Genomic DNA, 6,645 nt, shown 5'->3' with positions numbered 1-6,645 from the left:
TCTAGGGCGGTCATTTCCGCTCGAAACTGTGCTTTGACGGCTTGAAAGAGTGTCTGTTTGTACTCGCTCTGCTCTTTTTGCAAGGTTTTGACGAGCTTGTTGTTCTTGTTTAATGCGTTCTCCACGTCCCTTAAGCCAAGAGAGACTAAATTCTGTTCCTGACTGCTCAAGTTGTCGTTGTTTTCGTCTGTCCAACTCATTAAAAATGGTCTCCTTTTTATAATCGTCACCAAGTTTTTGTCCACGTGCTTTATAATTAGTGCCTGTGAGGCTGTATGTGAGGTCTCTGCCCCGTTCAATGACATTTACGGATAAATATTCAAGTTTTTCTTTAAAGTTCTTAAAATCGCTTATATGAGCTTCTCGCATGGTTGTATCAATCGCACTTCTAATTTTATCTTTCCAAGGCACTTGTCCTCGCTCTTTCATTTTAATTTCCGCCAAAGACCGCTTTTCAGGCTTATGCTTAGGAATTGTTACCTCTAAACCGTGTCTTTCTACGACTTTATCGGTGATTTTAACGAGCCTCTCACGATATTGTTGCCAATTTCCGTGCATTTTCTTACCTGTCTGTAGGTCAATCGCTCCAATTACAGCGTGAACGTGGAGCGAATCGGTGTCATTATGCACGTATAAAGCGACTTGTTGGTTGGGATAAGCGGTAGAATAGATTTCCTTGGCAATTTCAAGTGCTTTGATTTGGTCTTGTGTGTTTTTAGGGTCAAATTCTTTTGGAGAGAAAGCCACTCTTGAAGCATAGGCTTGTGTTGACCCTTTATTACCGTAAATTTCACGGACTTGTTTCAATTCTGATTTAGCGTAATCAATATCAATATTGTGTCCGTCTTTTTGAACAGCTCTTTTTTCAGCGTAATTGACGAGCCTAGAAGCGCCAGAAGAACGTTTTATGTGAGTTGTCGCCATATTTCCCCCAAACCATTCAAGGTACGTGTTAAATCGGCTGAGATGAGCTCCTGTGTGTTTGTATCCGCGAATTCGATTTGATTGAGCCTTTTTGCGATTTGATTTACGTTATTACCGAGTGCTGCCAACTGGCGAGCGATCTCTTTTGAATCGTCTGGATTAATTTTAGGTGCAACCACACGAGCGCCTTGTGCCTTCTTTTTGACAAAAGCCGGCACCGAAATATTTAAAACTTTCGCTGAGCGCTCAAGATTTAAATATTCCGATTCGCTCACTCTGAAACTTATTTGTTTGGGTGCTTTCCGATTTGGTTCTGCCTTTTTATTGCTAGCCATATTTGATAGTTCGCTCATAAAACCCGCCTTTCCATGAAAGTTCCGTTCATATTATCATTTTAACATTTTTCGTGTCGACGCTCAAGCTCGACCCTTCAATGCTAAAATGATAATAAAGGCTTGGCAAGCAACCCACAAGCTAGCCACTTTGTGACTATTGTGGTGCTTGTAAGGGGGAGCAAAGCTCCACCCTTAACCCCCTCGGTTCGCAGCAACAAAATAAAAACGGCTAAGCAAACTGCTAGCCATGTTTTTATTTTGTTGCTGCGGATTTATTGATAGGGAAATTCTTAAATATTGATAACCAAATCGCTTTGTTCTTTAATGTACGGGTCGTGAGTTACAATTATGACTGTTTTACCTGCTATATCTACTTCGTCTCGTAGTAATCTTATAACTTCATTTCTATTTTTTAAATCTAGAGAACCAGTAGGTTCATCTGCTAGTATTATTTTACTATCTTTTAATAATGCTCTAGCAATAGCGACACGTTGTTTCTCCCCTCCAGAAAGGCTGTAAATTTTTGTACTTAGTCGATGTTCAATATTTACTTTTTTTAAAAAGTGTTTCATTTTTTTTTGTTTTTCTTTTTTAGACATTTTAGAATACACTAAGCTAATATTTAAATTTTTTTCTATACTTTCATCTTCAATTAACGCAAAATTTTGAAATAAATATGAAATGGTATTTCGACGTAGTTTTAGTGCAGTCGTACTGTTAAAAGGAGGAGCAAAAGACCCATCAAAGTAATATTTACCATCATCATAATCTTCCACGAGCCCAATTATATTCAAAAGTGTAGATTTACCAGAACCGCTAGAACCATATATCGCCACCATTTTTCCTTTAGGAATTTCTAAGTTAAAGTTGTTAAAAATATGATTATTTTTATAACTTTTATTTAAGTTTTCAATTTTTAACATACTACTCTCCTTTTAAAAAATTTAACATTAATTTTTTTTGTAACTTTTTAGAAAGCAAGATTGTTATTATGATTTCAATCATAAAATATAATAATAAAGCTTCTAAAATAATAATTCTATTTTGTTGTAGTGCTCCATAAATTAAGAAGATTAATCCTTGTATAGAGAGCAGCACAAATAAAGATTTGTACGTTTTCAAGTATGACATTCCGTAAAGATAACTGACAGCGATTTTCTTTTTATAAAATTCGAAATAAAAGAAAGTAGTAGATAAAATCATAGATAAAAAGATCAGTATTATTAAACCATTAGTTACAGTATAACTTAAAGGGTTTCCAATAGATGATAAATAATCAGACCTATTAATATTATTCACTGTGATTAAAGATGGGTGAGTTTCCAATTGTCCATGTTTTTTTAGTATTTTTTTAATAGAATTATAAGTTTTGTCTTTTGTACCAAGGATTTTAAACTTCATTGTTGCATTATGTAAAGCATCAAGATTTTGTCCTACATTTTTTGATGTATATATTTCCAATAAATCGGGAGTTATATTCCCATTACTACCATCTAGAAGTTTAAACTTTTGATTATCTTTCATGAAATAATAATGGATAGTTGGTGAAGAAAAAGATGATGAAGAAGCATAAAATTTCTTTATATCTTTTAAGTGAGGCTTCAACTTATCTGATACCACTACAATACCGGACGTATTATCATTGTTTATGAGTATCGATTTGTTATCCGATGTTTTAATATTGAATTTCAAAAGGTAATTATAGTTTAGTTGTAAAACATTTTTTTCCTCACTATTTTCAACGTTTAATCTTATAGGATTAACATAAAGCCCATCATGTTTCTCAGCGTAATTAAATAAATCAGAAGTTAGTTCTGAATCATTGCTGTAAGAACTATCACTGTTCAGTGTATAACCAACATATTCAGGATAGAGAACTGAGTAGTCATTTCCTGTTTTTGTGTTAGTATTGAGGCCACTATTTATAAGATAAATTAAAGAAGCACTTGTAGAAATTGTAATCAAAAAAACGAAAGCTTTAATTAAGTATAAAGTATAGTGGCTGTATTTAAAGAAAGATTTTGAATTAATTTGATTTGAAAGAGAAAATTTAGATACAAGTAAAACAGCAAGGTAAGAAATAATAACTACTATTGACATCATAATCATTATCATAATTGTATATTCAAAATTTAAAGATTTAAAATTTGCAAGACTCACAATTAAATAAATTAATAATGCAGTACAACAAAACTCCTTCATAAATAATAGCTTAGTTATCTTAGTAGAACTTAGTCCATTAAGACGATAAATAGCAATCTTTTTGTTGTTGGATACAAGCCATACGAATAATAGAATTGCAAAAAATATATTAGATATAACAATGAATAAAGTTAAATTACTATTATTATAACCAATGAAATCTCCATAATGAGTATCATACTGGTTGGGATTGGAGGATAATAAGTCTTTATCTTGTATGTTTAATCCATATTTTTTATTTATTAGGTCTGCAAGTTTTTTAAGCCCTTTAGATTTATTTTTATTAGTGATATATATATCACTATTTTTTAGTTGAACAGATGTAATTTTTGATAATGGAAAATTCAAAAAAACGTACTCAAATCCATGAGTTACAAACACTTTATCTTCTTTGGGGAGAGGTTTTGTATGAAAAAACATCACGCGGTTTATAGGTTTAATAAAATCAACATTTCCTTTACCGTCATTTTTACTTGCAACATAAGTTACTCTAAAAGTGAAAGATGTATCAGTAGCCTCTGATACATCTTTCACTTGTGATATAAGATTGTTATCGTATTTTACATTTGTAGGAAGCTGTATCTTTGATAACTCACTTGGCTCATAATTCTTTTTTATTTTGGAATCTATGAGATTGTTTTTAATCATGTTTGCAGAAGAAAAAGAAATAACAGTAAATAGAATTAATAGTAACAATTTAGTAACTCTATTCATTAGAACTCCTTACCAAGCTTGATACCAACCTGACAAACTACCATTCCAAGCACCAACAACTTTAGCATAGGAAATTTGATTAGCTGAAGCATTCCCGCTGTCACCTCTTCGGCTTCCAATTTTAACCCAGCTTGAGTGCCATTTATTAATTTTTGCATTATCATATCCAGTTGACTGGCTAATTGAGGGGTTGAAACGATCAGAATAAACATTATTCCAACCTCCTGGAACGAAAGTTTGTGCAGCTGAAACTGCTGTACCTGAAATTAATAGTGAAACAATAGCGAATGCTACTATTTTTTGCTTCTTGCTTTTGTTTCTAATTGTTGCTCGTGAAATTGATGAATTCATATGTAACCTCTTTCTTATTTTATAAAATTATCTTAACATTTAAATCTAACAAAAACAATAAAAATATATAAACATAATTGAAGTTATGATAAACTAGTTTATTTTTTGAACCATCCTTTTAGCAAGTCTCCGAATCCAGCGCTGTGCTTTTCTGTTTCTTTTTTTTGTTTGCGTAGTTCAGGGTTTTGATATTCCGTTTGTGACACTGCAGTTGGCATAGGTTCAGGCTCGTCAGTTTTCCAAAACTGAGCAATTTGTTCTTCTTTTTTGCGGTCAATCTCGTATTGATTGGTCTTTTCTTTATCAAAAGTGAAGGTATAACCGATAATTGGACGTCCTCTTCCTTTACCTCGTTCTTGTTTGATTTTAAAATTTGGGAAAGCGTTTGTGAGGTCTATTATTGTTGTTTTTGAAAAGACTCTTTTATCCATGTCCGCATTTGAATATTTTTCTGGAACGGATAAAAGGTGACGTAATTCTTCGATTTTTACTCTATAGAAACCAGTTGTCCTAAACTGTTTAATTAATCGATAGAGTTCTTGTCCATAGCTGGTAGACATTTTATTGTAGTCTTCCAATTCAAAGGCAGTAAACATATCAAAAAGGTTTGTAAGGTACTTAAATTCACTATTGATTCTGACAGTTAGAGTATTTGTTTTTTCGCCATCAATAATAAAAGTGGGAAAAAGATTGAAAACAATACTGCGTAAGCCATTTTCACTACGTAATACGCCTTGAAGTTGCCCTATTTTTTTGCTTAATCCAGTTAAGTAAGTAACAAATTCTTGCTTAGAGGCGTGAGATTTTGTTTCATTCCACGCTGTTAAAGAACGAAGAGAATCAAAGTCAATTTTGACAATTTCAGTGTCTTTATTTTTGACTTGATGAAGTAAAGCCATTACAATTCGTTTTTCTCTTTCGCTAAAACCGCGAAGTGGGACAGTGTTAAAATCATTGTGATATTGAACAATTTCGTGTGTCATTTCCAACTCCTTTTAATAAGACAATGTCTTGTTAAATATTAACAAAAAAAAATAATATAAACAAGTCCTAAATGTGTCTTATAAACAAGTCCTAAATGTGTCTTATAAAGAATTAAATGTTGTAATAAAAGCGTTATGAGCAACTCCTAAATATGTCTTTTAAAGAATATCAAACTCCTAAATATGTCTTTCAAAGAATATCAAACTCCTAAATATGTCTTTTAAATATTAGTCTCCCATCAATGTACCTTTAGTCTCCCATCAATGTACCTTTAGTCTCCCATCAATGTACCTTTAGTCTCCCATCAATGTACCTTTAAATAACATACAAACCCTTTATTTAAGCAGATCCCCAGCCCCCTAAAAGATGTTTAAAAGAATTATAAAAGAATTATAAAAGAGAGTCCAAGAAAAAATTCGATTTTTAAAGAAGAAATTTCTTTTTCCAAAAAAGAACAAAAAAGACGACTTCTTTCGACTTGAAAAAAGTGCCTAATTAAAAAATGAAACGTTTTGCCAAAAAGGGCTGGCGCGGGCAAGCCCTTGCGGATACATTGATTTACTATTTATTAAAAAATTTATTCAATCTTCCAGCAATTCCTTTGTATTTATAATCTAAGGCCTGTAGAAACTTCTGATAAGCCATTAAAGGCAAGAACATGATAAAAACACCGAACATAAACCACGCAATTGAAAAGATGATTTTAAAAACAATTGCAATGACTTTAATTGCTGTTGGGTCTTGATAGTGAGGTGTAAATGTTTCCCACGTCCAAATGTTATGCCAACCGAAAGAATATAGTGATGATGAAAAGGCAAAAATCAAGAGGAGAGCGCCAAAAGTGGCAATTATCGCACCCAGTACCAACATAAAATCTTGTAAGACTTCTTTGAATTTTTGGTTCTTTTGAGCGTTTTTAACGGACTGGACTTCATTTTTTAGATACTGAAGTTCCTCATGTGTGTCAATGATTGCTTGATTGAGGTCATTCACTTGCTTTGTTTTAAGGTCTAGTGTTTTATTGAGTTGGTCAGCGATTGATTCGAGGAAATCGTTGGCTTTTTCTTGAGCCTGATTTGTCATTTGTTGCTCAAATTTAGAGGCTAGGTCCGCCAAGTCCTCTTTCTTTTGATTT

Annotated in this window: 7 protein-coding genes; all 7 read right to left on the bottom strand. The window is 32.6% G+C overall.

Going from position 1 to position 6,645, the window contains the following annotated elements:
* Positions 1 to 924, bottom strand: a 924-nt coding sequence (locus EQJ87_RS11450) for a relaxase/mobilization nuclease domain-containing protein (protein WP_130124751.1), incomplete at its 3' end; no start/stop codon positions are given.
* Entirely contained in the window at positions 906 to 1,277 is a 372-nt protein-coding gene (locus EQJ87_RS11445) for a plasmid mobilization protein (protein WP_130124750.1), read from the bottom strand. The genes EQJ87_RS11445 and EQJ87_RS11450, both read right to left, overlap by 19 nt.
* A 272-nt stretch (positions 1,278 to 1,549) precedes the next feature.
* Positions 1,550 to 2,182 (bottom strand): ABC transporter ATP-binding protein, encoded by a 633-nt coding sequence (locus EQJ87_RS11440; protein WP_081200407.1) that lies wholly within the window; start codon positions 2,180 to 2,182, stop codon positions 1,550 to 1,552.
* 1 nt (position 2,183) lies between these two features.
* On the bottom strand, positions 2,184 to 4,175 hold the full coding sequence (locus EQJ87_RS11435; RefSeq protein WP_130124749.1) for a DUF1430 domain-containing protein: 1,992 nt from the start codon (positions 4,173 to 4,175) through the stop codon (positions 2,184 to 2,186).
* Positions 4,176 to 4,184: 9 nt separating this feature from the next.
* Complete coding sequence (locus tag EQJ87_RS11430) at positions 4,185 to 4,526, bottom strand: hypothetical protein (RefSeq protein ID WP_130124748.1); 342 nt, start codon at positions 4,524 to 4,526, stop codon at positions 4,185 to 4,187.
* A gap of 98 nt (positions 4,527 to 4,624) precedes the next feature.
* On the bottom strand, positions 4,625 to 5,509 hold the full coding sequence (locus tag EQJ87_RS11425) for a replication initiation protein (RefSeq protein WP_130124747.1): 885 nt from the start codon (positions 5,507 to 5,509) through the stop codon (positions 4,625 to 4,627).
* 562 nt (positions 5,510 to 6,071) lie between these two features.
* Positions 6,072 to 6,645 (bottom strand): coiled-coil domain-containing protein (locus EQJ87_RS11420; RefSeq protein ID WP_223804557.1); only part of this gene is annotated, 574 nt, incomplete at its 5' end.

The sequence above is a fragment of the Lactococcus sp. S-13 genome (assembly GCF_004210295.1).
Classification (GTDB): domain Bacteria; phylum Bacillota; class Bacilli; order Lactobacillales; family Streptococcaceae; genus Lactococcus.
The sequence above is the reverse complement of the archived record's forward strand: the minus strand, read 5'-3'. Positions and strand labels throughout refer to the sequence as shown.

Bases quoted from the DNA above. Each gene is read 5' to 3' on its own strand.
- EQJ87_RS11430 (WP_130124748.1), bottom strand. From the start codon at position 4,526: ATGAATTCATCAATTTCACGAGCAACAATTAGAAACAAAAGCAAGAAG.
- EQJ87_RS11435 (WP_130124749.1), bottom strand. From the start codon at position 4,175: ATGAATAGAGTTACTAAATTGTTACTATTAATTCTATTTACTGTTATT.
- EQJ87_RS11445 (WP_130124750.1), bottom strand. From the start codon at position 1,277: ATGAGCGAACTATCAAATATGGCTAGCAATAAAAAGGCAGAACCAAAT.
- EQJ87_RS11440 (WP_081200407.1), bottom strand. From the start codon at position 2,182: ATGTTAAAAATTGAAAACTTAAATAAAAGTTATAAAAATAATCATATT.
- EQJ87_RS11425 (WP_130124747.1), bottom strand. From the start codon at position 5,509: ATGACACACGAAATTGTTCAATATCACAATGATTTTAACACTGTCCCA.